This is a genomic window from Streptomyces sp. NPDC036822 (assembly GCF_055609145.1).
In genome coordinates, this window is sequence record NZ_JBVJPY010000001.1 from 415,601 (window position 1) to 439,569 (window position 23,969).

Genomic DNA, 23,969 nt, shown 5'->3' on the forward strand with positions numbered 1-23,969 from the left:
CCCCTCGACGTGCTGGTCAGGCGGACGGGAGCGTGAGGGTGATCGCGGTCTGGAGCAGCTCGGGCGCGGTCCAGGCCGAGCGCGTTCCGGCGTAGGGCGTGCCGAAGGCCGCGGTGCCGAGGGCGAGCCGCTTGCGGGTGCCCTCGGGCGCGGTGATCGGGGCGTCCACTCCGGCGGGGGCCTTGACCGTGACGGTGGCGCCGACGCGGTAGGCGGTGACCTTTCCGGCGGCGAGGGCCTGGTCCCAGGCGGCCCGGCGGCTCAGCTCGGTGCCGACGTCGCGCTGGCGCGGGTTCACCAGAGGGGTGCTCTCCGCGAAGAGGGCGCGGTAGTCGGCGAGGACCTTGTCGAGGACGGGGTAGAGCAGCCGCTCCTCGGCGAGGTTGGACTGGTGGACGTAGTGCGGGCGCGGGTCGTTCGCCACCACGTGGGAGAGCGCGATGCGGGCCTCCTGCGGGACGATGTGGGAGGCGTACCCGGTGGCGGTGTCGAGCGGTGCGGGCAGGCAGGTGGAGGCCGGGTTCGTCTCGCAGACGCCGCTGCCGCCGTCGGCGCGCGAGGTGTAGATCCAGTTGTATTCGTCGGCCATCTCGGCGGCCGTGCCCACGTTGTAGTACACGTTCATGGGGTGGCGCGGGACGGTCCTGGCGGTGCCGACGGCGCGCTGCGCGGGTTCGCGGGAGTTGTCGCTCGCCAGCCACTTCACCCCGTTGTCGGCGAGCGCGCCGGCGAGGTTGGGGTTGTCGGTGTTCTGCTGCGGCAGGGTCTTGAGGCCGGAGTGCTCACCGGTGACGAGTTCGGTGCGGTCGACGGAGATGCCCTTGCCCACGGCCCAGTTGTGGTTGTTCCGGATCTGTCCGGAGATCTCACTCCGGCTCGTCCACAGGGTGGCTCCGGCGGTGTTCCTGGCGCACTGCCAGGGGACGGTGGCGGTGTCCTGGACGCAGCCGAGGAAGGGGTGGGTGTAGGTGTGGTTCACCCAGCGGTACTGGGCGCGGTCGGCGATCAGTTGGGCGGCGAGCGGGTCGCTGCCCGCGTGCTCGGTCTTCCACTGTTCGCCCTGGCCGCCGTTGTAGACCATGTCGAGGGTGAAGCCGGCGGACTTCTGCCAGGCGGCGGCGTGGCGGGCGTCGTCGGCGGTCATCCGGACCGGGTTCACGCCCTCGCCGTCGTCGCCGACGCAGTCGAAGTCGCCCGGGGTGCAGTTGCGGACGGTGTCCCAGCGGGCGTCGGGGGCGAAGACGTCGTCGACGTGGACGGAGAGGTAGTTGCGGCTCCGGCCGAGGTGGACGCCCTGGGTGAGCCATTCGACGATGCCGCGGGCGAGCGCGCGGAACTGCCGCTGGTACTGGTTGTAGGCGAAGGTGACGACCAGTTCGCGGCGGCCGTCGTGGGCGTACTCGCCGATCAGGCTGGCCCGGCCGCCGTCCTCGACCGGGATGTCGAGGTAGCTGGTGTAGCCCTCGCGGGGACGGCCGGCGTAGCCGTGACTCTCGCTGATGGCGGGGTCGTTGTCCTCGAAGGTCAGCGGCCCGTCGAGGTGCTTGAAGGGCCCCGCCTTGCCGGCGGCGGTGACGGAGGCGGTGGCTCCGTCGAGGGGGCCGGAGAAGCCGTGGTCGTTGGTGTAGTCCAGGCCGACGCCGGGGTGGGCCCAGGTGTACGCGTCGACCTGCGGGATGCCGAAGGTCCGCTCGTACGCGAGGAGCGCCGCCTGCTCGGCGGAGTCCGGGCCGAAGGCGGACTCGTGGGGGACGACCACGCCCTGGTACTTGGCGCGGGGGCGGCCGGTAGCGCTGTCGGAGGGGTCGCTGAGGAAGCCGGGCGTGATGACCGGGCGGCCGGAGTCGTTCAGGTCGACCGTGCGGTAGGGCACGCCGGTGGAGCGCAGCTCGGAGGTGATGGCCTGCACGGCGCTGCCGCCGTCGTCGAGGACCAGGACGGTGAGGTCGATCCGCGGGACGGGTACGGCGGCGCTCGCCCCGGCCGACGGGATGACCGTGGCGAGCAGGGCGGCGGCGAGCAGGGCTCCCGCGGTACGGCCCCGGCGTCCGGAGCGGGCGGGTCCGGGCATGCGGATTCGGTCGGATTCCATCGAGTCGTGTCCCCCTCGGCAGGCCGCCCGCACGCGGGGGACCTGTGGAGATGATGCGAAGACGCGGTGGCCGCGCTTGCGTGAATGAGGCGAGTGTGGACGAGCTCTCCGAGCTTGCGCGGTAAACGTGAAAGAGACACCACGGATGAGTGAATCACCGTCGCCGTGAGCGAACACGGACGGCGAGCGTAGGCTCGTTCACGGCGCCGTCTGGGCCGAAATACGATGCGGCGGGCACGGTCGGCCCATCCCTCGACCGCCACAGGACTCAATGGAAGCGAGATTTCACCACCGTGACTGCTCTCACTCTCAGCACCGCCGGTGCGGCGACGCTGCGCGCCGACGCGCTCGTCGTCGGCGTCGCCACGTCGGGCAAGGCCCTCGTCGTCGCTCCGGGCGCCGAGGCCGTGGACAAGGCGTTCGACGGCCGGCTCGCTGCCGTCCTGGAGACATTGGGCGCCTCGGGTGCCGAGGGTGAGGCGATCAAGCTGCCCGCCCCCGCCGGCCTCAAGACCCCCGTCGTCCTGGCCGTCGGCCTGGGCACGGCACCCGAGGACGGCGAGGCGTTCGACGCCGAGGCGCTGCGCCGCGCCGCCGGTACCGCCGCCCGCACGCTGGCCGGGGCCAAGAAGGCCGCCTTCGCGCTGCCGATCACCGCCCCCGAGGACGCGGAGGCGATCGCGGAGGGCGCGCTGCTCGGCGCGTACGCCTTCACCGCCTACCAGGACAAGGGCAAGGACGCGAAGCTGCCGCCGGCCGAGATCGTCCTGCTCGGCGGCAAGCCGCGCGACAAGGCCTTCAAGGCCGTCGCGGAGCGCGCGCTGGCGCTGACGGAGGAGATCAACCGCGCCCGCGACCTGATCAACATGCCGCCGAACGATCTGACCCCGGCCGCCTTCGCCGCCACGGCCCAGGCCGCGGGCAAGGAGCACGGCCTCAAGGTCCAGGTGCTCGACGAGAAGGCCCTCGCCAAGGGCGGCTACGGCGGCATCCTGGGCGTCGGCGCCGGTTCGCAGAACCCGCCGCGGCTGGTCCGCATCGCCTACACGCACCCGGACGCGGAGCGGACCCTCGCCCTGGTCGGCAAGGGCATCACCTACGACTCGGGCGGCATCTCGCTGAAGCCGGCCGGGCACAACGAGACGATGAAGTGCGACATGAGCGGCGCCGCCGCCGTGTTCGCCGCGGTCGTCGCCGCCGCCCGGATCGGCCTGGCCGTCAACGTCACCGGCTGGCTGGCGCTCGCCGAGAACATGCCGTCGGGCTCGGCCACCCGCCCCGGCGACGTGCTGCGGATGTACAGCGGCAAGACCGTCGAGGTCCTCAACACGGACGCCGAGGGCCGGCTCGTCCTGGCGGACGCGCTGACGAAGGCGTCGGAGGAGAACCCGGACGCGATCGTCGACGTGGCGACCCTGACCGGTGCGATGGTCCTGGCTCTCGGCAACCGCACCTTCGGCATCATGGCCAACGACGACGACTACCGCACCGCGATCCACGAGATCGCCGGAGAGGTCGGCGAGCAGTCCTGGCCGATGCCGCTCCCCGCGGACCTGCGCAAGGGCATGGACTCCCCGACGGCCGACATGGCGAACATGGGCGAGCGGATGGGTGGCGGCCTGGTCGCCGGTCTCTTCCTCAAGGAGTTCGTCGGCGAGGGCATCACCTGGGCCCACCTCGACATCGCGGGCCCGGCCTTCCACGAGGGTGCGCCGTACGGCTACACCCCGAAGGGCGGCACGGGATCGGCCGTCCGCACCCTGGTGAAGCTGGCGGAGCGCACCGCCGACGGCGCGGTCTGATCGTCTTCGCGGCCCGGCTCTCCTCCGGGGCGCTCGGTGCCGCGGTCGACGGTCGACCGTGCTCGCCCTTCCGACGGCGTCGCGCCCCTTCGGTTCGCTCGCACTCCCGCGCACCGGCTCCCGGGTTCCCGCCCACGAGCCGGTGCGCCGGCGGTCCACCGGCGACGAAAACCGCCCTCCTCCCGGACGATCACCTCTCCGTACGGGCGATCCGCGGGTCTCACTGACCGGCCCCGCGTCCCGCCGTCCGGCAACAAGTGCGAAGATGGGTTCTCGGCAGGACAGGGCCCCCACCACAGGGCCGAATAAAAAGCGGCCGAACACCAGCCGCCGCCCGGTCAGAGAAGGCCGGCGACCGGCGCACATGCATGGAGGACGTGACGTGGCGAACGACGCCAGCACCGTTTTCGACCTAGTGATCCTCGGCGGCGGTAGCGGCGGTTATGCCGCGGCGCTGCGCGGAGCGCAGCTGGGCCTGGACGTCGCACTGATCGAGAAGAACAAGCTCGGCGGCACCTGCCTGCACAACGGCTGCATCCCCACCAAGGCCCTGCTCCACGCCGGTGAGGTCGCGGACCAGACCCGTGAGGCGGAGCAGTTCGGTGTCAAGGCCTCCTTCGAGGGCATCGACATCAAGGCCGTGCACAAGTACAAGGACGACGTGATCTCGGGCCTGTACAAGGGCCTGCAGGGTCTCGTCGCCTCCCGCAAGGTGACATACATCGAGGGTCACGGCCACCTTTCCTCCCCGACCTCCGTCGACGTGGACGGCCGCCGCGTCGAGGGCCGGCACGTCCTCCTCGCGACCGGTTCCGTACCGAAGTCGCTGCCGGGCCTGGAGATCGACGGCAACCGGATCATCTCCTCGGACCACGCGCTGACCCTGGACCGTGTCCCGGAGTCCGCGATCATCCTCGGCGGCGGTGTCATCGGCGTCGAGTTCGCGTCCGCGTGGAAGTCCTTCGGGACCGACGTGACGGTCATCGAGGGCCTGAAGCACCTGGTCCCGGTCGAGGACGAGAACAGCTCCAAGCTTCTTGAGCGCGCCTTCCGCAAGCGCGGCATCAAGTTCAACCTCGGCACGTTCTTCCAGTCCGCCGAGTACACCGACAGCGGCGTCAAGGTGACCCTCGCCGACGGCAAGACCTTCGAGGCGGAGGTGCTGCTCGTCGCCATCGGCCGCGGCCCGGTCTCCTCGGGTCTCGGCTACGAGGAGCAGGGCGTCGCGATGGACCGCGGCTACGTCCTCGTCGACGAGTACATGCGTACCAACGTGCCGACGATCTCGGCCGTGGGCGACCTCGTCCCCACGCTGCAGCTCGCGCACGTCGGCTTCGCCGAGGGCATCCTCGTGGCGGAGCGCCTGGCCGGTCTGAAGACCGTCCCGATCGACTACGACGGCGTGCCGCGGGTGACGTACTGCCACCCCGAGGTCGCCTCCGTCGGTATCACCGAGGCGAAGGCCAAGGAGATCTACGGCGCGGACAAGGTCGTCGCCCTGAAGTACAACCTCGCGGGCAACGGCAAGAGCAAGATCCTGAAGACCGCGGGCGAGATCAAGCTCGTGCAGGTCAAGGACGGTGCCGTGGTCGGCGTCCACATGGTCGGTGACCGCATGGGCGAGCAGGTCGGCGAAGCGCAGCTGATCTACAACTGGGAGGCGCTGCCGGCGGAGGTCGCGCAGCTCATCCACGCCCACCCGACGCAGAACGAGGCGCTCGGCGAGGCCCACCTGGCCCTGGCCGGCAAGCCTCTCCACTCCCACGACTGACGCTCACGTCATCAACGGGCGCGACGACCACTTTCCGCAATTCGTTAGGAGCAACTGAAACCATGCCGGTTTCCGTAACCCTGCCGGCGCTCGGCGAGAGCGTCACCGAGGGCACCGTCACCCGCTGGCTCAAGGCCGAGGGCGAGCGCGTCGAGGCCGACGAGCCGCTGCTCGAGGTCTCGACCGACAAGGTCGACACCGAGATCCCCGCCCCCGCGTCGGGTGTTCTGGCCTCCATCAAGGTGGCCGAGGACGAGACCGTCGAGGTCGGCGCCGAGCTGGCCGTCATCGACGACGGTTCGGGTGCCCCCGAGGCCGCCGAGCCGGCTCAGGCGGAGCCCGCCCAGGCCGAGGCTCCGGCCGCGGCCCCGCAGCAGGAGGCCCAGGCCCCCGCGCCGCAGACCACCCCGTCCACGGACGTCGAGACCCCGGCTCCGGCTCCCACGGCCGAGGCCACCTCCGGCGGCGGTTCGGCCGAGGGCACCGACGTCGTTCTCCCGGCGCTCGGCGAGTCCGTCACCGAGGGCACCGTCACCCGCTGGCTGAAGTCGGTCGGCGACTCCGTCGACGCCGACGAGCCGCTGCTCGAGGTCTCCACGGACAAGGTCGACACCGAGATCCCCGCCCCCGCCTCCGGCGTTCTCCTGGAGATCGTCGTCGGCGAGGACGAGACCGCCGAGGTCGGCGCCAAGCTGGCCGTCATCGGTGCCGCGGGTGCCGCTCCCGCCGCCGCCCCGGCTCCGGCCGCCGAGGCTCCCGCCCCGGCCGCCGAGGCTCCCGCCGCTCCGGCCGCTCCGGCCCCGGCGCCCGCTCCCGCGGCTCCGGCCGCTCCGACTCCGGCTCCGGCTCCGGCTCCGGCTCCGGCCGCCCAGGCTCCGGCTCCCGCCGCGCCCGCCGCCGCACAGCCGGCGGAGGACGGCGCCTACGTGACCCCGCTGGTCCGCAAGCTCGCCACCGAGAACGGTGTCGACCTGGCGGCCGTCAAGGGCACCGGCGTCGGTGGCCGCATCCGCAAGCAGGACGTCATCGCGGCCGCCGAGGCCAAGAAGGCCGCTCCGGCCCCGGCCGCCCCGGCCGCCGCCGCCGCGCCGCAGATCCCGGCCCTGGAGGCGTCTCCCCTCCGTGGCCAGACCGTCAAGATGCCTCGCATGCGCAAGGTCATCGGCGACAACATGATGAAGGCGCTGCACGGCCAGGCCCAGCTGACCTCGGTCGTCGAGGTCGACATCACCAAGCTGATGCGCCTGCGCGCCGCCGCGAAGGACTCCTTCGCGGCCCGTGAGGGCGTCAAGCTGTCCCCGATGCCGTTCTTCGTGAAGGCGGCGGCCCAGGCGCTGAAGGCCTTCCCGGTCATCAACGCCCGGATCAACGAGGACGAGGGCACCATCACGTACTTCGACTCGGAGAACATCGGCATCGCCGTGGACTCCGAGAAGGGTCTGATGACGCCCGTCATCAAGGGTGCGGGCGGCCTGAACATCGCCGGCATCGCGAAGGCCACCGCCGAGCTGGCGGGCAAGGTCCGTGGCAACAAGATCACGCCGGACGAGCTCTCCGGTGCGACCTTCACGATCTCCAACACCGGCTCGCGCGGCGCGCTGTGGGACACGATCATCGTTCCGCCGAACCAGGTCGCCATCCTGGGCATCGGTGCCACGGTCCGTCGTCCGGTCGTCGTGAACCACCCCGACCTGGGTGAGACGATCGCGATCCGCGACATGACGTACGTCGCGCTCTCCTACGACCACCGTCTGGTGGACGGCGCCGACGCCGCCCGCTACCTGACCGCGGTCAAGCAGATCCTCGAGGCCGGCGAGTTCGAGGTGGAGCTCGGCCTGTAGGCAAGCTACCGAGCTGTAACAAGGCTCACCAGCGGCGCCCCTGTTCGGGAGTACTCCCGGCAGGGGCGCCGCCGTATTGTCATAGGCGTCAGCACGTCCCTAAGGAGCGGCTTCATGAGCGTGCCCGTCGTCCACTCGCTGCGCGAACAGATCCGCGAGCACATCGTGGAGGGCATCGTCAGCGGCCGCTGGAAGCCGGGCGAGCGGATCGTGGAGCGGCGCATCGCCACCGAGCTGGAGGTCAGCCAGACCCCGGTCCGGGAGGCGCTGCGGGAGCTGGAGTCGCTGCGCCTGATCGAGTCGGCCCCGAACAAGGGCGTGCGGGTACGGAACCTCACGGCGGCCGACCTGGAGGAGAGCTACCCCGTCCGGGCCGGTCTCGAGCAGATCGCGGCGGAGCTGGCGGCGAGCCGTCTGGCGGCCGACTGCTCGGCTCTGGAGCCGCACGTGACGGCGCTGTACGAGGCGGACCGGACGGCCGACGGCACGGCGCAGGTGCGGCACACCGTCGCCTTCCACCGGGAGCTGGTGAAGGCCGCGGGGAACGGCGTGCTGCTGCACACGTGGGAGGGCCTGGGCATCGAGGTCTTCACGGCCCTGTCCATCCGCTGGCTGGGCACGGTCCAGAAGTCGTACGCGGAGGAGCACCAGGAGCTGGTGGAGGCGTTCCGCCGGGGCGATCCGAACATCGGGGCGATGGTCAAGGCGCACGTGCTGGGCTGCGCGCCCCGGGCCTGACCTCGGAACCACCGAGCCCCGAACCCCTGTCGTGACGAGCGGATCCGCCCCTGGCGGGTCCGCTCGTTTGTGCGATCAGGCTCTCAAACGGCTCCGGGATCCCGCCCCCCACCTGCGGAAACAAGGCACCCGGTGCCCCCTTTCGCGGCACCCTGTGCCGACTTTCTCGATCTGAAGAGGTTTTCCCCTTCAACCCTTTGATCGATCATCGATCGTCGGATTACAGTCTTCGGCGGGCCGCACCCCGGCCCTTCGCCCTGTCCTGCCAGACAAGGCACCCCTTCTCCACCCCCATCTGTCCGGAAGGCGGCGATCATGACCGATCCCGTAGGCAAGAATCCGAGTGAGCTCGACCAGCTCCCGGACCGTGACACCGAGGAGACCGCCGAGTGGGCGGCCTCCCTCGACGCCGTCACCAAGGCCGCCGGCCCTCATCGGGCCGCCTACCTGATGCGCCGCACGCTCCAGCATGCCGAGGGCGCGGGCCTGGCCCTGCCCAAGCTGCTGGAGACGGACTACGTCAACACCATTCCCACCTCCGCGGAGCCGGCCGTCGACGGTGACGAGGAGATGGAGCGGAGGATCACCGCCTGGAACCGCTGGAACGCGGCCGCGATGGTCTCCCGCGGCGCCAAGCACGGTGTCGGCGGCCACATCGCCACCTTCGCCTCGGCGGCCTGGCTGTACGAGACGGGCTTCAACCACTTCTTCAAGGGCAAGGAGCAGGACGGCTCGGGCGACCAGCTCTACATCCAGGGCCACGCCTCCCCGGGCATCTACGCCCGCGCCTTCCTCGACGGCCGCCTCACCGAGGCGCACCTCGACAACTTCCGGCAGGAGTCCGGCGGCCAGGGCCTGCCCTCCTACCCGCACCCGCGCCGCCTCCCGTGGCTGTGGGAGTTCCCGACCGTCTCCATGGGTCTGGGTCCGCTCTCCGCCATCTACCAGGCGCGCTTCAACCGCTACCTCACCAACCGCTCCATCAAGGACGTCTCCGCCTCCCACGTGTGGGCGTTCCTCGGCGACGGCGAGATGGACGAGCCCGAGTCGACGGCGGCCCTCGCGCTCGCCGCCCGCGAGGGTCTGGACAACCTGACCTTCGTCATCAACTGCAACCTGCAGCGCCTCGACGGCCCGGTCCGTGCCAACTTCAAGATCGTCCAGGAGCTGGAGGCCCAGTTCCGCGGCGCCGGCTGGAACGTCGTGAAGTCGCTCTGGGGCAACGCCTGGGACGAGCTGTTCCGGCTCGACACCACCGGCGCCCTCGTCCGCCGCCTCCGCGAGGTCCCCGACGCGCAGGTGCAGACGTACCAGACCCGCGACGCCGCCTACATCCGCCAGGACTTCTTCGGCTCCGACCCGGCGCTCGTGGAGATGGCGAAGCTGCTGAGCGACGACAAGATCCTGGAGTGCTTCCACCTCTCGCGCGGTGGCCACGAGCCGCGCAAGGTGTACGCCGCGTACAAGGCCGCCCTGGAGTTCAAGGGCGCGCCGACGGTGATCCTCGCGCAGACCGTGAAGGGCTTCACCCTCGGCGAGGGCTTCGCCTCCAAGAACGCGAACCACCAGATGAAGAAGCTCTCGGTGGACGAGTTCAAGAACATGCGCGACCTGCTGGAGCTGCCGATCTCGGACTCCCAGTTCGTCGACGGCGTGGTCCCCTACGGTCACCCCGGCGCCGACGCCCCCGAGGTCCGCTACCTCCAGGAGCGCCGCGCGGCCCTCGGCGGCCCGGCCCCAGCCCGCCGCGCGCAGCCGCTGGCCCCGCTGCCCGCCCCGGCGGAGAAGGCCTTCACCGCCTTCGACAAGGGCTCCGGCTCGCAGTCGGTGGCGACCACCATGGCGTTCGTCCGCCTGGTCAAGGACCTGGTCCGCGACAAGGAGACCGGCAAGCGCTGGGTCCCGATCGTCCCGGACGAGGCCCGGACCTTCGGCATGGAGTCGCTCTTCCCGTCGCTCGGCATCTACTCGCCGAAGGGCCAGACGTACGAGCCGGTCGACCGCGACCAGCTGATGTACTACAAGGAGGCCGTCAACGGCCAGATCCTCAACGAGGGGATCACCGAGGCCGGGTCCATGGCCGACTTCATCGCCGCCTCCTCGTCGTACGCGACGCACGGCGAGGCGATGATCCCGTTCTACATCTTCTACTCGATGTTCGGCTGGCAGCGCACCGCCGACCAGATGTGGCAGCTCGGCGACCAGCTCGGCCGCGGCTTCCTCGTCGGCGCCACCGCGGGCCGTACGACGCTGACCGGTGAGGGTCTGCAGCACGCGGACGGCCACTCCCCGGTGATCGCGGCGACCAACCCGGCCGCCCTGACCTACGACCCGGCGTTCGCCTACGAGGTCGCGGCGATCGTCAAGGAGGGTCTGCGCCGGATGTACGGCGAGGCCGCCGAGGGCGAGGACCGGGACGTCTTCTACTACCTCACGGTCTACAACGAGCCCATGCCGCAGCCCGCCAAGCCGGCCGGGGTCGACGAGGGCATCATCAAGGGCCTGTACCGCTTCAACACGGCGGAGTCGGCCGGTCTCGACCTTCCCGCCAACGCCGCGCGGATCCAGCTGCTCTCCTCCGGCACGGCCATCCACTGGGCCCTGGAGGCGCAGAAGCTGCTCGCCGCCGAGTGGGGCGTGGGCGCCGACGTGTGGTCCGCGACCTCCTGGACCGAGCTGCGGCGCGACGCGCTGGAGGCCGACGCCGCGCTGCTGCGCGGCGAGGAGCGGGTCCCGTACATCCGCCGGGCGCTCGAAGGCGTCGACTCCCCGGTCCTCGCGGTGTCGGACTACATGCGGCAGGTCCCCGACCAGATCGCGCAGTGGGTCGAGCAGGACTACTCCTCGCTCGGCGCGGACGGCTTCGGTCTGTCCGACACCCGCGCGGCGGCCCGCCGGCACTTCGGTGTCGACGCCCAGTCGATCGTGGTCGCGGCCCTGGCCCGGCTCGCTTACCGCGGCGAGGTCCCGGCCTCCGCGGTGAAGGAGGCGCGCGAGCGCTACGGCCTCTGAGCCACTCCGGTCGGCCGGGCAGAATGCGTGTCATGCGCGCTGCCCGGCTGATCAAGATGGTGCTGCTGCTCCAGTCCCGTCCGTCGATGACGGCGGCCGAACTGGCCGAGGAGCTGGAGGTGTCCGAACGCACCATCACCCGTGATGCCCTCGCCCTCTCGGAGGCGGGGGTTCCGGTGTATGCGGACCGGGGGCGGGCCGGTGGCTACCGGCTGATCGGCGGATATCGCACCCGGCTGACGGGCCTGGCCCGGGGCGAGGCGGAGGCACTGTTCCTGTCCGGTCTGCCGGGCGCCCTGCGCGACATGGGGCTCGGCGACGCGGCCTCCGCGGCCCGGCTCAAGGTGTCGGCGGCGCTGCTGCCCTCGCTGCGGGACGCCCCGGAGTCGGCGGCGCGGCGGTTCCTCCTCGACGCGCCGGGATGGTGGCAGGAGCCGGAGACGCCCGAGCTGCTGCCGGCGATCGCGGAGGCGGTATGGGACGACCGGACGGTCGCGGCGCGCTACCGGCGCGGGGACGGCGAGGTCGCGCGCGAACTGGCGCCGCACGGGCTCGTCCTGAAGGCGGGGACCTGGTACGTCTGCGCCCGGGCCGGTACCTCCTTCCGTACGTACCGGGTGGACCGCTTCACGGCGGTCTCGGTCGGGGAGGAGCGCTTCGTCAGGGACCAGGACTTCGACCTGGCCGCGTTCTGGGAGGAGCGCTCGGCGGAGTTCGCCCGGTCGCTGCTGCGGGCGGAGGTGGTCCTGCGCCTCTCCCCCGCCGGCGCGCGGGCGCTCCCGCACGTCACGGACCGGGCGGCGGCGCACGAGGCGCTGGCCTCCGCGGCCCGCGACGACGCCGGTTTCGTGACGGCCAGGCTCCGCGTGGAGAACGACGAGGTCGCCTTCTCCCAGCTGATGAGCCTGGGCGCGGATGCCGAGGTCCTGGAACCGGCGCCGCTGCGGGCGCGTTTCGCCGAGGCGGCCGGACGTCTGGCGGCGCTCTACGGGTAGTCGCCCCTCCTACGGCCCGCGCTCTACCGGTAGTCCTCCACGCTCACGTCCTCGCCGGCCTCCTTGGCCATGATGAAGGCCCAGGCGTCCGGCCGTGAGCCGTCCGCGTCCGTGAAGCCGTACTCCTTGGCGAGCTGTGCGCTGGAGAGCGACTGTCCGTTCCAGCGGGCCCGCTCGGGGTCGGCGGCCAGGGCGGCGACCGCGCGGCCGACGTAGACCGGGGACTCGGCGACGGCGAAGTCGGGGAGCTTCTCGACGGCGTCGCGCCAGTTCGCCTCGGTGACGCCGAAGTGGTCCAGCATCTGCTCGGAACGCAGCCACCCCGGGGTGAGCGCCACCGCCGTCCCACCGGCCTCCTTCAGGTCGTGCGCGAGGGCGTACGCCATCCGGAGCGGCGCGTTCTTGGTGAGGTCGTAGAAGAAGTTCTCCCGGAAGCGGGCGTTGTACTCGGCGGTTCCGTCCGTCACCTCCACGACAAGGCCGCCCGGGTGGCGGACGAGCAGCGGTAGGGCGACCGCGCTGGTGACGACATGGGTCTTCACGCCGAGTTCCAGCATGCGCAGGCCGCTGTCCAGGTCGGTCTCCCAGATCTTCTTCCCGAAGGCGGGGACGAGGAGGTGCTCGCCGCCCCAGATGTCGTTGACGAGGACGTCGAGGCGGCCCTGCTCCTGGTCGATCCGGGCGACCAGGGCCCGTACCTGCTCCACCTCCAGGTGGTCCGTGACCACGGCGATGCCCTCGCCGCCGGCGGCCGTCACCAGCTCGGCCGTCTCCTCGATGGTCTCGGTGGACCGGTTGACCTCGCTGACCTTCGTCCGGGTGGTGCGCCCGGTGACGTACACGGTGGCGCCGGCGGTGCCCAGCTGGACGGCGATGGCGCGGCCCGCGCCCCGGGTGGCGCCCGCGACCAGTGCGATCCTGCCGGCGAGCGGCTTCGTTTCAGTCGTCATGGAAACGACCATGGCAGGAAAGTACGACATCCTCTGTCGGGTTTGATTCGGCCGTTTCGGGGTGCGTCGCCCTCCGCGAAGGCCGATGCTGGTCCCGTGATGGACGAGACGGAGTTCTGGGAGATCATCGACTCCACCCGCGAGGCCGCCGAGGGCGACCCGGAGGACCATGCCGACCTGCTCGTCGAACGGCTGCTGCAGTTCGACCCCGACTCCGTGCTCGACTTCGCCCGTCACTTCGAGGCCCGCTACAACCGCGCGTACCGCTGGGACCTGTGGGGCGCGGCGGCGGTGCTGCTCGACGGAGCCGGCGACGACGCCTTCGACTACTTCCGCTGCTGGCTGATCGGCCAGGGGCGTGAGGTCTTCGAGGGGGCGGTGCACGATCCGGACGCGCTGGCCGAGCTGCTCGACGAGTTCGACGAGGAGATCGACGGGGACGGCGAGGAGCTGGGGTACGCGGCGGACGAGGCGTACGAACAGCTCACCGGCGCGGAGGCGCCGGATCTGGGGATTCCGCCGCAGCCGGCCGAGCCGGAGGGCAGCCCGGTCGACCTGGCGGACGACGCGGTGCTCGCGGCGCGCTACCCGAGGCTGTGGGAGCGCTTCGGGTCGTAGGGAGTGTCCTGCCGATCCTGCCGGGGCGCCCGACCGGCGGGGCGTCAGAAGTGGGTGCCGCCGTCGATGCGGACCTCGGTGCCGGTGATGAAGCGGCCGTCCTCGCTCGCCAGCATGGCGACGACCCCGGCCACGGTCTCCGGCCCGGCGAAGCCGTGGCCGAGCGCGGGGGCGAGCTTCACGAAGAGGGAGAGGTCGGCGTCCTCCGGCAGGCCGGGGCCGACGCTCTGCCGGCTGGCTCCGGTGCCGTCGGTCATGCCGGAGGAGATGGAGCCGGGCTGGACGGCGGTGAAGCGGATGCCCTGCTTGGCGTACTCGGCGGCCAGCGCGTGGGTCATGGACTGGATACCGCCCTTGCTGGCGGCGTAGGCGGCCATGTACGGGTGGGCGAACATCGCCGAGGTGGAGGAGAAGTTCACGACGGCGGAGCCGTGGCCGTCGAGGAGCGCGGGTATCGCCTCGCGGATCACCAGGAAGGTGCCGGTGAGGTTGATCCGGAGGACCCGCTCGAAGGAGTCGAGGCTCGTCTCGTGGGTGTGGGACGAGCGCAGGATCCCGGCCGCGTTGACCAGGACGTCGAGACCGCCGAGCGCCGCGACGGCGGCGGCGACGCCCTCGCGTACCGAGGTCTCGTCGGCGACGTCGACGACGAGGGTCGTCAGGCGGTCCGCGTCGGCTCCGGCCCGGGCGAGGGTGTCCTCGAGCCCGGCCTCGCTGATGTCGGCGGCGACGACACGGCCGCCCTCGGCGAGCATGCGCAGCACGGTGGCCTGGCCGATGCCGGAGCCTCCGCCGGTGACCAGTGCGCGGCGTCCTTCGTAGCGGTTCATGTCCCGATCCGACCTCTCGCTGGGGCTTCGCTGCGGCTCTTCGCGGGACACCGTACGCCTTGGTGGCACGTTTTGCCATCGGTGCACGGCATGCCTTCGCGGCAAGGGCGGGCGTACGCTTGCCCGCGTGAGCACCAAGCCCCCCTCGCTGACGGAGCGCCGCAAGGCGGCCACCCAGCTCGACATCGCCCACGCCGCCGCCGAGCTGTTCACCGAGCGCGGCCCCGACGGGACGACGGCCGAGGACATCGCCCTGCGGGCCGGGGTCGCCCTGCGCACCTTTTACCGCTACTTCCGCTCCAAACAGGACGCCGTGGCCCCGCTCCTGGCGGGCGGCGCGGACCGCTGGCGGGAGCGGCTGGCGGCGGCCGGGCCCGGCGCCGCGCTGCCCGACGCGCTGGAGAGGTCCGTCGCCGAAGCCCTCGCGGCGGCCGACGGCGAAGCCGCCGAGGGGCTGCGCCGGACCCGCGGTCTGCTGCGCGCGGCGGCCGGGGACCCCGCGCTGCGGGCGGTCTGGTACCGGGTGAACCAGGAGTCCGAGGACCGGCTCCGGCCCGTCGTCGCGGCGCTCGCCGGGCCCGACGCGGACCCCCTGGAGGTGCGCCTCGCCGCGGCGGCCGCGACGGACGCGATCCGCATCGCCCTGGAGACCTGGGCGGAGACGGACGCGCCGGTAGGCGGGGAGGGCTCACCGGCCGCGCTCGCGGTGCGGTGTCTGCGGGAGCTGGGGGGCGGGATGCGGCTGCTGGGACGGCCCGCCGTCACGGAGCCAGGGAGCGCCCCATGAACACGTCGTCGACGTACCGGCCGTCCAGGAAGAACTCCTCGGGCAGCACGCCCTCGACCGCGAAGCCCTCGGAGGCGTAGAGGGCGCGGGCCGGCTCGTTGTGGCCGAGCACCCGCAGCGTGATCCGCCGGCCGCCCTGCCGCACCGTCTCCGCCACGGCGGCGCGCAGCAGCGCACGGGCCACGCCCCGGCCTCGGGCCTGCGCGGCGACGGCGAGGCCCTGGATCTGGCGGACGTGGGTGTTGCACGCGAGCGGGGTGGGCCGCCCGAGCTTCAGATAGCCGACGACGACCCCGCCGTCCTCGGCGACGAGATGGTCCTCCGGACGGTTTCGGTCGTCGAAGAAGGGGCCGTACGGAGGCAGGGGCGCGGGCTGCACGGCGTGCAGGGGCGACCAGGTCGCGCGGTCCAGCTCCCCGAGGGTCTCGCCGTCCTCCGCGAGGGCGGGACGAATGCGTATCCGGGTCTGCGTCTGGATCTGCGTCTGCGCCTGCGGCGACTCATGAGGAACGGCCATGGCCGCCACTGTGCCACGCGGGGCCGCGGAAGGGCAGGATGGCCCCATGCAACGCTCCCGTATCGCGGTCACCGGCGCCTCCGGACTCATCGGCTCGGCCCTCGTGCGCTCCCTGCGCGCCGACGGCCACCACGTCTCCCGTCTGGTACGGCGGCCCGCCCGGACGGCGGACGAGGTGGAGTGGGACCCCGCGCGGCTGTACGTCGACGCCGCCGGACTCGTCGGGGTGGACGCCGTCGTGCATCTGGCGGGAGCCGGGGTCGGCGAGCGCCGCTGGACCGAGGCGTACCGCAAGGAGATCCGCGACAGCCGCGTGCTCGGCACGACGGCGATCTCCCAGGCGCTCGCCTCGCTGGCGGAGCCGCCGAAGGTGCTGGTGTGCGGGACGGCCCTGGGCTACTACGGCGACACGGGTACGCGCGCGGTGGACGAGAGCGCTCCGGCGGGCGAGGGCTTCCTGCCGTCGGTGTGCGTGGAGTGGGAGGCCGCGGCGGCTCCCGCCGAGGAGGCCGGCATCCGGGTCGCCTATGCCCGCACGGGCCTGGTGGTGGCCCGCGAGGGCGGGGCGTGGGGGCGGCTGTTCCCGATCTTCCGCTCCGGGATCGGCGGCCGGATGGGCGACGGCCGGCAGTACTGGAGCTTCATCTCGCTGCACGACGAGGTGGCCGCCCTGCGCCACCTGATCGACACCGACTCCCTCTCGGGACCGGTGAACCTGACGGCCCCTGAGCCGGTCACCAACCGGGAGGTGACGGCGGCGATGGGCCGCGTCCTGCGCCGCCCGACGCTGCTGCCGGTGCCCGCATCGGCCCTGAGGGCGGTCCTGGGCGACTTCGCGCAGGACGTGCTGGGGAGTCAGCGGGTGCTTCCGGTGCGGCTGTTGGAGTCGGGGTTCGACTTCGCCTTCCCGACGATCGACGAGTCGATCCGCGCGGCGGCCTGACGGGCCGTCGCGCCCGAGCCGCCGCGGCGCGGTGTCCATGGACCCGGCCGAGCGCGAGGCCGTCGCGGTACGGCACGGCGTGCGGACCGGCCCTCGGCCGGGGAGGCGCGGGGTGTGCGCCACCCTGTGCTGCGTGCACCCCGGTGCGCGCGGCTGGCATCGGGCGGAGCGGTGCCTAGGCTGGACGGCCCCTGAATGCCCCCCGCGGCCACACGACGAACCGTGGACCCGAACCGGGGCATTCCGGGGGCCTGTTGGGGGCATGAGCCTCCCACCAGCCGCGCCGACCCGGGGAGGGGCACGTGCTCAGTACCGCACGCCATGCGCACCACACGGACGTCGTGACGGACGTCGTCATCGTCGGAGCGGGAATCGCGGGGCTCGCCGCGGCACACCGGCTGACCAGAGCGGGGCTCTCCGTCACGGTCCTGGAGGCCGCCGAGCGGGTGGGCGGACGGATGGTCACCGACGAGGTCGACGGCTTCCGGCTCGACCGCCTCGGCCCGCTGCTGACCCTGTCGTACCCGGAACTGCGCCGCATCCCGGGGCTCGACGGCGCCGTCCTGCGTCCGTTCGCGCCGGGGGTCCTGGTCCACAGCGACGGACGGTACGTCAGGAGCGGCGGGACGGGGAGCATGCGAGGGGCATTCACCATGGCGCGCGCCCTCGCGAGCGCCCCCCGTCAGGCGGCCGCGTCACTCGACCACGCGCGGCTGGGGGCCACGCTGGCCCGGCTCGCCGCCACGCCCGCGCAGCGGCTGGCGACCCGGCCGGAGCGGACCGCCCGCGAGACCCTGAACGCCCGGCTGCCCGCCCGTACGGTCCAGGGCTTCCTGCGCCCCCTGCTGGCCGCGCTGCTGGGCGACCCCGATCTCGCCGTGTCGAGCCGGGTCGCGGATCTCACGCTGCGGTCGTTCGCCCGGGGCCGGTTGTGCGTGCCGCAGGGCGGGTCGGGAGCGCTGCCCGAGCTGCTGGCCGCGTCGCTGCCGCCCGGGACGGTCCGTACGGGTGTCCGGGTCACCGAGGTCTCGATCACCAGGGTGGCGACGGCGGAGCACGGGGAGTTCGGCTGCCGGTCGGTCGTCCTGGCGACCGGGGCGCGGACCGCCGCCGAGCTGCTGCCGGGTCTGCGGACGCCGCGCTTCCACGCGGCCACGGTGGTGCACCACACCGCTCCCGCCGCGCCGCTGGCCCACCCGCTCCTGCTCCTGGAGTCGGACCCCGGCGGTCCGGTGGCGCACACGGCGGTGATGAGCGCGGTCGACCCGCTGCGCGCGCCCGCGGGGCGGGTGCTGGTCACCTCGACCATCCTGGGCACCCCGCCGGACGACGTCGAGCGCCGGGCCCGCAAGCACCTCGCCACGCTGTACGGCACGTCGACGGACGAGTGGGAGCTGCTGGCCCTGCGGCACACGGCCGACGCCTTCCCGGCGATGCCGCCGCCCCACGACCCGCGCCGTCCGGTGAGGCTGCTCTCCGGGCTCTACGTCTGCGGCGACCACCGCGACACCGGGACACCGCAGGGCGCCCTCTTCTCCGGTCGCCGCGCCGCCCACGCCCTGATGCGGGACCTGGGCATCCACCCGGTGAAGGAGGCACCGGCGACGGCCGAGGCGGCGGCCTAGCGAACGGCGTCCGGTCGCGCCGCACGTCGCGAGGGGGCGTCGTGCCCCCGCGCCACGCGGACCACGGCAGGCCGGCCGCCGCCCTCCCCGGACGGGAACAGGGCGGCGCCGGCCCCACGCGGGGCCACGTGCCCTGTCGGCCGATGGCCCGGCCTGGGCGGACGGGAACCCCCGCCCCTGACCGGGGATCGCCCGGAGGCACCCCGGCCGTACGCCAAGCCGCGCGCCCGGTGTCCGGCCCGCCCTCCGACGCCCCCGCCGGCCCATCGGCCGGCGTCAGCCGATCGCGGCCACCCGGTCGCGGTACGTGCGGACGGCCGCCGCGTCGCGGTAGGGCTCCAGGCGGCGCTCGAAGTCGCGGATGTACTCGGTCGCGCGGGCCGAGCGCATCTCGGAGGCCTGTTGGGCGGCCTCGGCGCCCAGGGCGCAGGCCTGGTCCAGTTCGCCGAGGCCGAGGCGGGCGGAGGCCAGTACCACGCGGCAGAAGAGGCGGCTGCGCGCGAAGCCCGGCGCGCGGAGCTGGAGGGAGCGTTCGGCGTGCTGCGCCGCCGAGCGGTACTGCTGCAGGTCGCGGTGGCAGTGCCCGAACTCGTCCGCGAGCTGGGCCTCGTCGAACGAGCGCGCCCAGTAGGGCACCTCGTCGCCCGGCCGGGCCGCTTCGAGGGCGCGCTCGGCCCGCGCGAGCGACGCGGTGCTCGCCCGCGCCTCGCCGAGGACGCCGTGCCCGCGCGCCTCCACCGCGTGCAGCAGCGCCTGGACGACGGGCGGCGCGGACGTGCCGACGCCCTGCTGGGCGACCCGCGCGAGCTGCACGGCCTCGCGCCCGTGCCCGAGGTAGACCGCCTGCCGGCTCATCGTGATCAGGACGTACGAGCCGTAGGCGCGGTCGCCGGCCGCCTGGGCGAGCCGCAGCGCCTGGACGAAGTACCGCTGCGCCAGACCGTGCGCGGCGATGTCGAAGGAGGTCCAGCCGGCCAGCCGCGTCAGGTCCGCCGCGGCGGCGAAGAGCCGGCGGCCGACGGACTCGCCGTAGGTGCCCCGCAGCATCGGCTCGGCCTCGTGTTCGAGGTAGCGGACGAGTGCCTGGCGCGCGTGGCCGCCGCCGTAGGCGTGGTCGAGGGTGCGGAACAGTTCGCCGACCGAGCGCAGGGCGGCGATGTCCCCGCTGGAGACCCGCTGGCCGGGCCCCCGGTCGGTGCCGCGCTGGCGGGGGACGGAGAAGCGGCCCTGGGGCGGGACGCGGGCGTCCTGCGGGCCGCGGGAGAGGCCCTCGGCGGCGGCCCGGACGTCGGTGCCGGTCCTGCCGTCGGCGCCGAGGCGCTCCGTACCGAACCTGCCGTCCGCGCCCCCGCGCCGTTCGGCGCCCAGGCGTCCCTCCGGGGCGCCGAGCCGGCCCTCGGTCCCGGGACGCTGGTCCGGGGCAGGGCGGGGTTCCTGTCCCGGCCTGCCGGCCGGGTATCCGTCCCCCCGGGCCACCCGCTCGTCCGCGCGGCCGATCAGCCAGTCCCGGCTGGGGACGACCAGACCGGCCGGGGTGAAGGCGATCTTGCGCAGCTCGGCGTGGCTGCCCGAGTCCTTCCGCCACAGCCCGCTGACGATGTCGACCGCCTCCTCCGGCGTCGCCGCGAACTCCAGACCGGCGTAGACCGGCGCGCAGGCGTCGAGGCCGAGGTCCTGGGCCGAGAGGCGGCGGCCGAGGCGCCGGGTGAACACCTCGGCGATCAGGGCCGGAGTGGTGCCGCGCGGCTGCTGACCGCGCAGCCAGCGGGTCACGGAGGTCTTGTCGTACCGCAGGTCGAGGCCGTGCTCCAGACCGAGCTGGTCCACCCGCCTGGCCAGGCCCGCGTTGGAGAACCCGGCTTCGGCGATGAGTGCGGCGAGCTGGCGGTTCGGGATGCGCTGCGGGGGTCGTTCCGTCATCAGCTGTGCGGTCTCCTGCCTTCCGGGCCCGGGTGGCAGCCCTCGTGGACCCTCATGGAACGGCGCGAATTTAGCGGCCCTCACCGCCCGTACCGCCACCTTCGCCCCACATTCATCCGATCGTGTGAGGATTGGGGAGGCCGCTGACGTGTCAGCCCCCCGCCGCACCTGCCGGACGGGCGTGTCCGGTGCGGCCGTACAGTGGCATGGGCGCGAATGACGCAGGGTGCCGAGCCGGCCCCCCGGGACGATCCCCGGATCACGGCCTCCGGCACCCAGGAGGAGGCATTGCCGTGAGTGAGCTGCGATTCGTCCGCTTGGGCTTCGGCGACGAGGCCGTCGAGTACCAGGTGGCCTGGGACAAGCAGCGCGAGGTGCACGCGGCCCGGTTCGCCGACGAGACCGAGGACACCTGCCTGCTCCTCGAGCACCCGCCCGTGTACACCGCGGGCCGGCGCACGGCGGAGAGCGAGCGCCCCCTGGACGGTACGCCGGTGGTGGACGTGGACCGCGGCGGCAAGATCACCTGGCACGGCCCCGGCCAGCTCGTCGGTTACCCGATCATGAAGCTGCCCCGCCCGGTCGACGTCGTCGCGCACGTCCGCCGCCTGGAGGAGGCGCTGATCCTCACGGCCGCCGAGTTCGGCCTGGAGACCACCCGGATCGAGGGCCGCAGCGGCGTGTGGGTGCTGGGCGACCCGGTGGAGCGGCGTCCGTCGCTGGGCGGCCTCTCCCTCGACTTCGACCCTCGGCTCGATGACGAGGAGTTCGACCCCCGCCTGAACGGCCCGGAGTACGCCCCGTCCAACGCGGGCCAGCGCCGCGAGGACCGCAAGCTGGCGGCGATCGGCATCCGGGTCGCCAAGGGCGTCACGATGCACGGCTTCGCGCTGAACGTGAACCCGGACAACACCTGGTTCGACCGGATCATCCCGTGCGGCATCAGGGACGCGGGCGTGGCCTCGCTCGCGAACGAGCTGGGCCGGGACATCACGATCGAGGAGGTCCTGCCAGTGGTGGAGAAGCACCTGAAGGCGGTCCTGGAGAACGCGGAGCCGAAGCCGCGCGAGGTCGTACGCGAGACGGCTCGGGCCGCCGCGCCCGCTCCCGCCGCCGCCCCTCTCACCGCCTCCGCCTCCGCTTAGGGGGCGCCGGCGGGGAATGCCGGGCCCCGGTCACAGGTTGGCCAGACGGAAAGACGTACGAACCAACGGGCGTACCCTGGTGGGCGCCGAAGAATCGAAGCTACAGGGAGCCGGTCGTGTCCGCAGTCGCACCCGACGGACGCAAGATGCTGCGCCTGGAGGTCCGTAACGCTCAGACCCCCATCGAGCGCAAGCCCGAGTGGATCAAGACCCGGGCGAAGATGGGTCCCGAGTACACGAAGATGCAGAGTCTCGTGAAGAGCGAGGGCCTGCACACGGTCTGCCAGGAGGCGGGCTGTCCCAACATCTTCGAATGCTGGGAGGACCGCGAGGCCACCTTCCTCATCGGCGGTGACCAGTGCACGCGGCGCTGCGACTTCTGCCAGATCGACACGGGCAAGCCGGAGGCGCTGGACCGTGACGAGCCGCGCCGCGTGGGCGAGTCGGTCGTCACGATGGACCTGAACTACGCCACGATCACCGGCGTCGCGCGCGACGACCTGGAGGACGGTGGCGCCTGGCTGTACGCGGAGACGGTGCGCCAGATCCACGAGCAGACGGCGGACCGCGCGGACGGCCGTACGAAGGTGGAGCTGCTGGCCCCCGACTTCAACGCGGTGCCGGAGCTCCTCGCGGAGGTCTTCGCCTCGCGCCCCGAGGTCTTCGCGCACAACGTCGAGACGGTGCCGCGGATCTTCAAGCGCATCCGTCCGGGCTTCCGCTACGAGCGTTCGCTGGACGTCATCACCCAGGCGCGGGACTACGGTCTGGTCACGAAGTCGAACCTGATCCTCGGCATGGGCGAGACCCGCGAGGAGATCAGCGAGGCGCTGCGCCAGCTGCACGAGGCCGGCTGCGAGCTGATCACCATCACGCAGTACCTGCGTCCGTCGGTCCGGCACCACCCCGTGGAGCGCTGGGTGAAGCCGCAGGAGTTCGTGGAGCTGAAGGAGGAGGCCGACGAGATCGGCTTCTCCGGCGTGATGTCGGGTCCGCTCGTGCGGTCCTCGTACCGGGCGGGCCGTCTCTTCCAGCAGGCGATGGAGAAGCGCGGCGAGGCCACGCTCGACCGGTGAGGCGAGGCGCGGGCCCGCCGACGATGTGAATCCGCGCACAAGTAGTTACCGGCCGGTAATGGCCGAATCCGACGCGGCTCGTACACCTCCGCAGGTCAGGGAGGCCGTACGGGCCGCGTCGGCGTCTCCCGGGCCACCCGGCCGCGCGCACCCACGCTTCATCAGTGTTTGACCACCGGGTCATGCGCTGGTAACACCGAACCGTGACCCTTGGGTCACGGAGGGTTGTCCTGGACCGCCGCTCCCCTCGCCCTTCCCCCACCTCGTCTCATCCGCTCTCGAGGGAGGACCCACATGCAGGCCGCGACACATGTCCGCGCCACCGCGATCCCGTCCGTCACCGACGCCCTGAAGGCCGTCGAGGCGCTGCTCCTGGCCGGAGGCCAGCGCACCGCCCGCCGTAACGCCTGGACCTCCGTCCTGGAGGACCGCCGCCGGGCCAAGGACCGGGTCGAGGCCCAGCATGTGATGGAGGCCGTGGCTGGCCACGCTTCGCGGGCCACGTAAACTTCAGGACATGGCGAGGAAGGCAAACACGGGCAGCGGTGACGCTGCGAACCAGGGGCGACTGAAGCAGATCGCCCTCACGTACAAGATGACCCGAAAGGCCGACCCGAAGGTCGGGCTTGTCGTCGCTGGCGTGGGCATCGTCGTACTCGGTGTCCTCCTCGCGATCGGCTTCCTGATCGGGCACCCGGTCTACGTCGGCATCCTGGGCTTCATTCTGGCCCTGCTGGCGATGGCGATCATCTTCGGACGGCGCGCCGAGAAGGCCGCCTTCGGTCAGATGGAGGGCAGGCCGGGCGCGGCGGCGGCGGTGCTGGAGAACATCGGGCGCGGCTGGACGACCACCCCGGCGGTGGCGATGAACCGGAACCAGGACGTCGTGCACCGCGCGGTCGGCCGGGCCGGCATCGTCCTGGTGGCGGAGGGCAACCCGAACCGGGTGAAGACGCTGCTCGCGGCCGAGAAGAAGCGGATGGCCCGGATCGTCGTGGACGTTCCGGTGCACGACATCGTCGTCGGCGACGGCGAGGGTCAGGTGCCGCTGAAGAAGGTCCGTACGACCATGCTGAAGATGCCGCGGGTGCTGTCCGGCCCGCAGGTGACGGTCGCCAACGACCGGCTCCGGGCGATGGGCGACCTGATGAGCAACATGCCGCTGCCGAAGGGTCCGATGCCCAAGGGCATGCGGATGCCGCGCGGCGGAAAGATGCGCTGAGGTCCCGCACACGACGAGGGCGCCCCCGGAACCGAGAGGTTCCGGGGGCGCCCTTTCGCTGGGACGGGGTCCGCCGCCGGTGCGG

19 protein-coding genes are annotated in these 23,969 nt (G+C 72.6%); 14 read left to right on the plus strand and 5 right to left on the minus strand.

Annotated elements, in window-relative coordinates; genetic code table 11:
- Positions 1 to 16: 16 nt before the first annotated feature.
- The gene (locus tag ACZ68P_RS01950; protein WP_471001107.1) at positions 17 to 2,092 is read right to left on the minus strand and encodes a hypothetical protein; all 2,076 of its coding nucleotides are present in this window, start codon (positions 2,090 to 2,092) and stop codon (positions 17 to 19) included.
- Positions 2,093 to 2,385: 293 nt separating this feature from the next.
- On the opposite strand from ACZ68P_RS01950, the gene ACZ68P_RS01955 reads away from it, so the two are divergent.
- The 6 genes from ACZ68P_RS01955 to ACZ68P_RS01980 all read left to right on the plus strand — a co-directional run bounded on the left by ACZ68P_RS01955 (position 2,386) and on the right by ACZ68P_RS01980 (position 12,251).
- Positions 2,386 to 3,894: a leucyl aminopeptidase gene (locus ACZ68P_RS01955; RefSeq protein ID WP_471001110.1), complete on the plus strand. Its 1,509-nt coding sequence runs from the start codon at positions 2,386 to 2,388 to the stop codon at positions 3,892 to 3,894.
- A 382-nt stretch (positions 3,895 to 4,276) separates the two neighbouring features.
- Entirely contained in the window at positions 4,277 to 5,665 is a 1,389-nt protein-coding gene (lpdA, locus tag ACZ68P_RS01960) for a dihydrolipoyl dehydrogenase (protein ID WP_471001113.1), read from the plus strand.
- Between the two features lie 62 nt (positions 5,666 to 5,727).
- Entirely contained in the window at positions 5,728 to 7,506 is a 1,779-nt protein-coding gene (sucB, locus tag ACZ68P_RS01965; RefSeq protein ID WP_471001116.1) for a 2-oxoglutarate dehydrogenase, E2 component, dihydrolipoamide succinyltransferase, read from the plus strand.
- Positions 7,507 to 7,620: 114 nt separating this feature from the next.
- Positions 7,621 to 8,244, plus strand: coding sequence for a GntR family transcriptional regulator (locus tag ACZ68P_RS01970; RefSeq protein ID WP_471001119.1), 624 nt, complete (start codon positions 7,621 to 7,623; stop codon positions 8,242 to 8,244).
- 315 nt (positions 8,245 to 8,559) lie between these two features.
- On the plus strand, positions 8,560 to 11,256 hold the full coding sequence (gene aceE / locus ACZ68P_RS01975; RefSeq protein ID WP_471001122.1) for a pyruvate dehydrogenase (acetyl-transferring), homodimeric type: 2,697 nt from the start codon (positions 8,560 to 8,562) through the stop codon (positions 11,254 to 11,256).
- A 32-nt stretch (positions 11,257 to 11,288) separates the two neighbouring features.
- Positions 11,289 to 12,251 carry a helix-turn-helix transcriptional regulator gene (locus ACZ68P_RS01980; RefSeq protein ID WP_471001125.1) on the plus strand — a complete coding sequence of 321 codons (963 nt, stop codon included), beginning with the start codon at positions 11,289 to 11,291 and terminating at the stop codon, positions 12,249 to 12,251.
- A 23-nt stretch (positions 12,252 to 12,274) separates the two neighbouring features.
- Here ACZ68P_RS01980 and ACZ68P_RS01985 read toward each other — a convergent pair whose 3' ends face one another.
- On the minus strand, positions 12,275 to 13,201 hold the full coding sequence (locus tag ACZ68P_RS01985) for an SDR family oxidoreductase (protein WP_471001128.1): 927 nt from the start codon (positions 13,199 to 13,201) through the stop codon (positions 12,275 to 12,277).
- Positions 13,202 to 13,300: 99 nt separating this feature from the next.
- Between ACZ68P_RS01985 and ACZ68P_RS01990 the strand changes: the two genes are divergently transcribed.
- Positions 13,301 to 13,819, plus strand: a complete 519-nt coding sequence (locus ACZ68P_RS01990) for a DUF4240 domain-containing protein (protein WP_365719098.1) — start codon at positions 13,301 to 13,303, stop codon at positions 13,817 to 13,819.
- A gap of 44 nt (positions 13,820 to 13,863) precedes the next feature.
- Here ACZ68P_RS01990 and ACZ68P_RS01995 read toward each other — a convergent pair whose 3' ends face one another.
- Positions 13,864 to 14,649, minus strand: a complete 786-nt coding sequence (locus ACZ68P_RS01995; RefSeq protein WP_471001130.1) for an SDR family NAD(P)-dependent oxidoreductase — start codon at positions 14,647 to 14,649, stop codon at positions 13,864 to 13,866.
- 127 nt (positions 14,650 to 14,776) lie between these two features.
- Here ACZ68P_RS01995 and ACZ68P_RS02000 point away from each other — a divergent pair, with 127 nt between their 5' ends.
- Complete coding sequence (locus ACZ68P_RS02000) at positions 14,777 to 15,436, plus strand: TetR/AcrR family transcriptional regulator (protein WP_471001133.1); 660 nt, start codon at positions 14,777 to 14,779, stop codon at positions 15,434 to 15,436.
- Here the strand turns inward: ACZ68P_RS02000 and ACZ68P_RS02005 are convergent.
- Complete coding sequence (locus tag ACZ68P_RS02005; RefSeq protein ID WP_471001136.1) at positions 15,411 to 15,953, minus strand: GNAT family N-acetyltransferase; 543 nt, start codon at positions 15,951 to 15,953, stop codon at positions 15,411 to 15,413. The genes ACZ68P_RS02000 and ACZ68P_RS02005 overlap by 26 nt on opposite strands.
- Before the next feature lie 46 nt (positions 15,954 to 15,999).
- Between ACZ68P_RS02005 and ACZ68P_RS02010 the strand changes: the two genes are divergently transcribed.
- Entirely contained in the window at positions 16,000 to 16,896 is an 897-nt protein-coding gene (locus ACZ68P_RS02010) for a TIGR01777 family oxidoreductase (protein WP_471001139.1), read from the plus strand.
- Positions 16,897 to 17,198: 302 nt separating this feature from the next.
- On the plus strand, positions 17,199 to 18,521 hold the full coding sequence (locus ACZ68P_RS02015; RefSeq protein ID WP_471001142.1) for an NAD(P)/FAD-dependent oxidoreductase: 1,323 nt from the start codon (positions 17,199 to 17,201) through the stop codon (positions 18,519 to 18,521).
- Positions 18,522 to 18,797: 276 nt separating this feature from the next.
- On the opposite strand, the gene ACZ68P_RS02020 is transcribed toward ACZ68P_RS02015, so the two are convergent.
- Entirely contained in the window at positions 18,798 to 20,441 is a 1,644-nt protein-coding gene (locus tag ACZ68P_RS02020) for a regulator (protein ID WP_471001145.1), read from the minus strand.
- A 293-nt stretch (positions 20,442 to 20,734) separates the two neighbouring features.
- Between ACZ68P_RS02020 and lipB the strand changes: the two genes are divergently transcribed.
- The 4 genes from lipB to ACZ68P_RS02040 all read left to right on the plus strand — a co-directional run bounded on the left by lipB (position 20,735) and on the right by ACZ68P_RS02040 (position 23,884).
- Positions 20,735 to 21,586, plus strand: coding sequence for a lipoyl(octanoyl) transferase LipB (gene lipB / locus ACZ68P_RS02025; RefSeq protein ID WP_471001148.1), 852 nt, complete (start codon positions 20,735 to 20,737; stop codon positions 21,584 to 21,586).
- Positions 21,587 to 21,702: 116 nt separating this feature from the next.
- The gene (lipA, locus tag ACZ68P_RS02030; protein WP_471001151.1) at positions 21,703 to 22,662 is read left to right on the plus strand and encodes a lipoyl synthase; all 960 of its coding nucleotides are present in this window, start codon (positions 21,703 to 21,705) and stop codon (positions 22,660 to 22,662) included.
- Between the two features lie 294 nt (positions 22,663 to 22,956).
- The gene (locus tag ACZ68P_RS02035; protein WP_137994733.1) at positions 22,957 to 23,169 is read left to right on the plus strand and encodes an SCO2195 family GlnR-regulated protein; all 213 of its coding nucleotides are present in this window, start codon (positions 22,957 to 22,959) and stop codon (positions 23,167 to 23,169) included.
- Between the two features lie 10 nt (positions 23,170 to 23,179).
- Complete coding sequence (locus tag ACZ68P_RS02040; protein ID WP_471001155.1) at positions 23,180 to 23,884, plus strand: DUF4191 domain-containing protein; 705 nt, start codon at positions 23,180 to 23,182, stop codon at positions 23,882 to 23,884.
- The last annotated feature ends 85 nt before the right edge of the window (positions 23,885 to 23,969 follow it).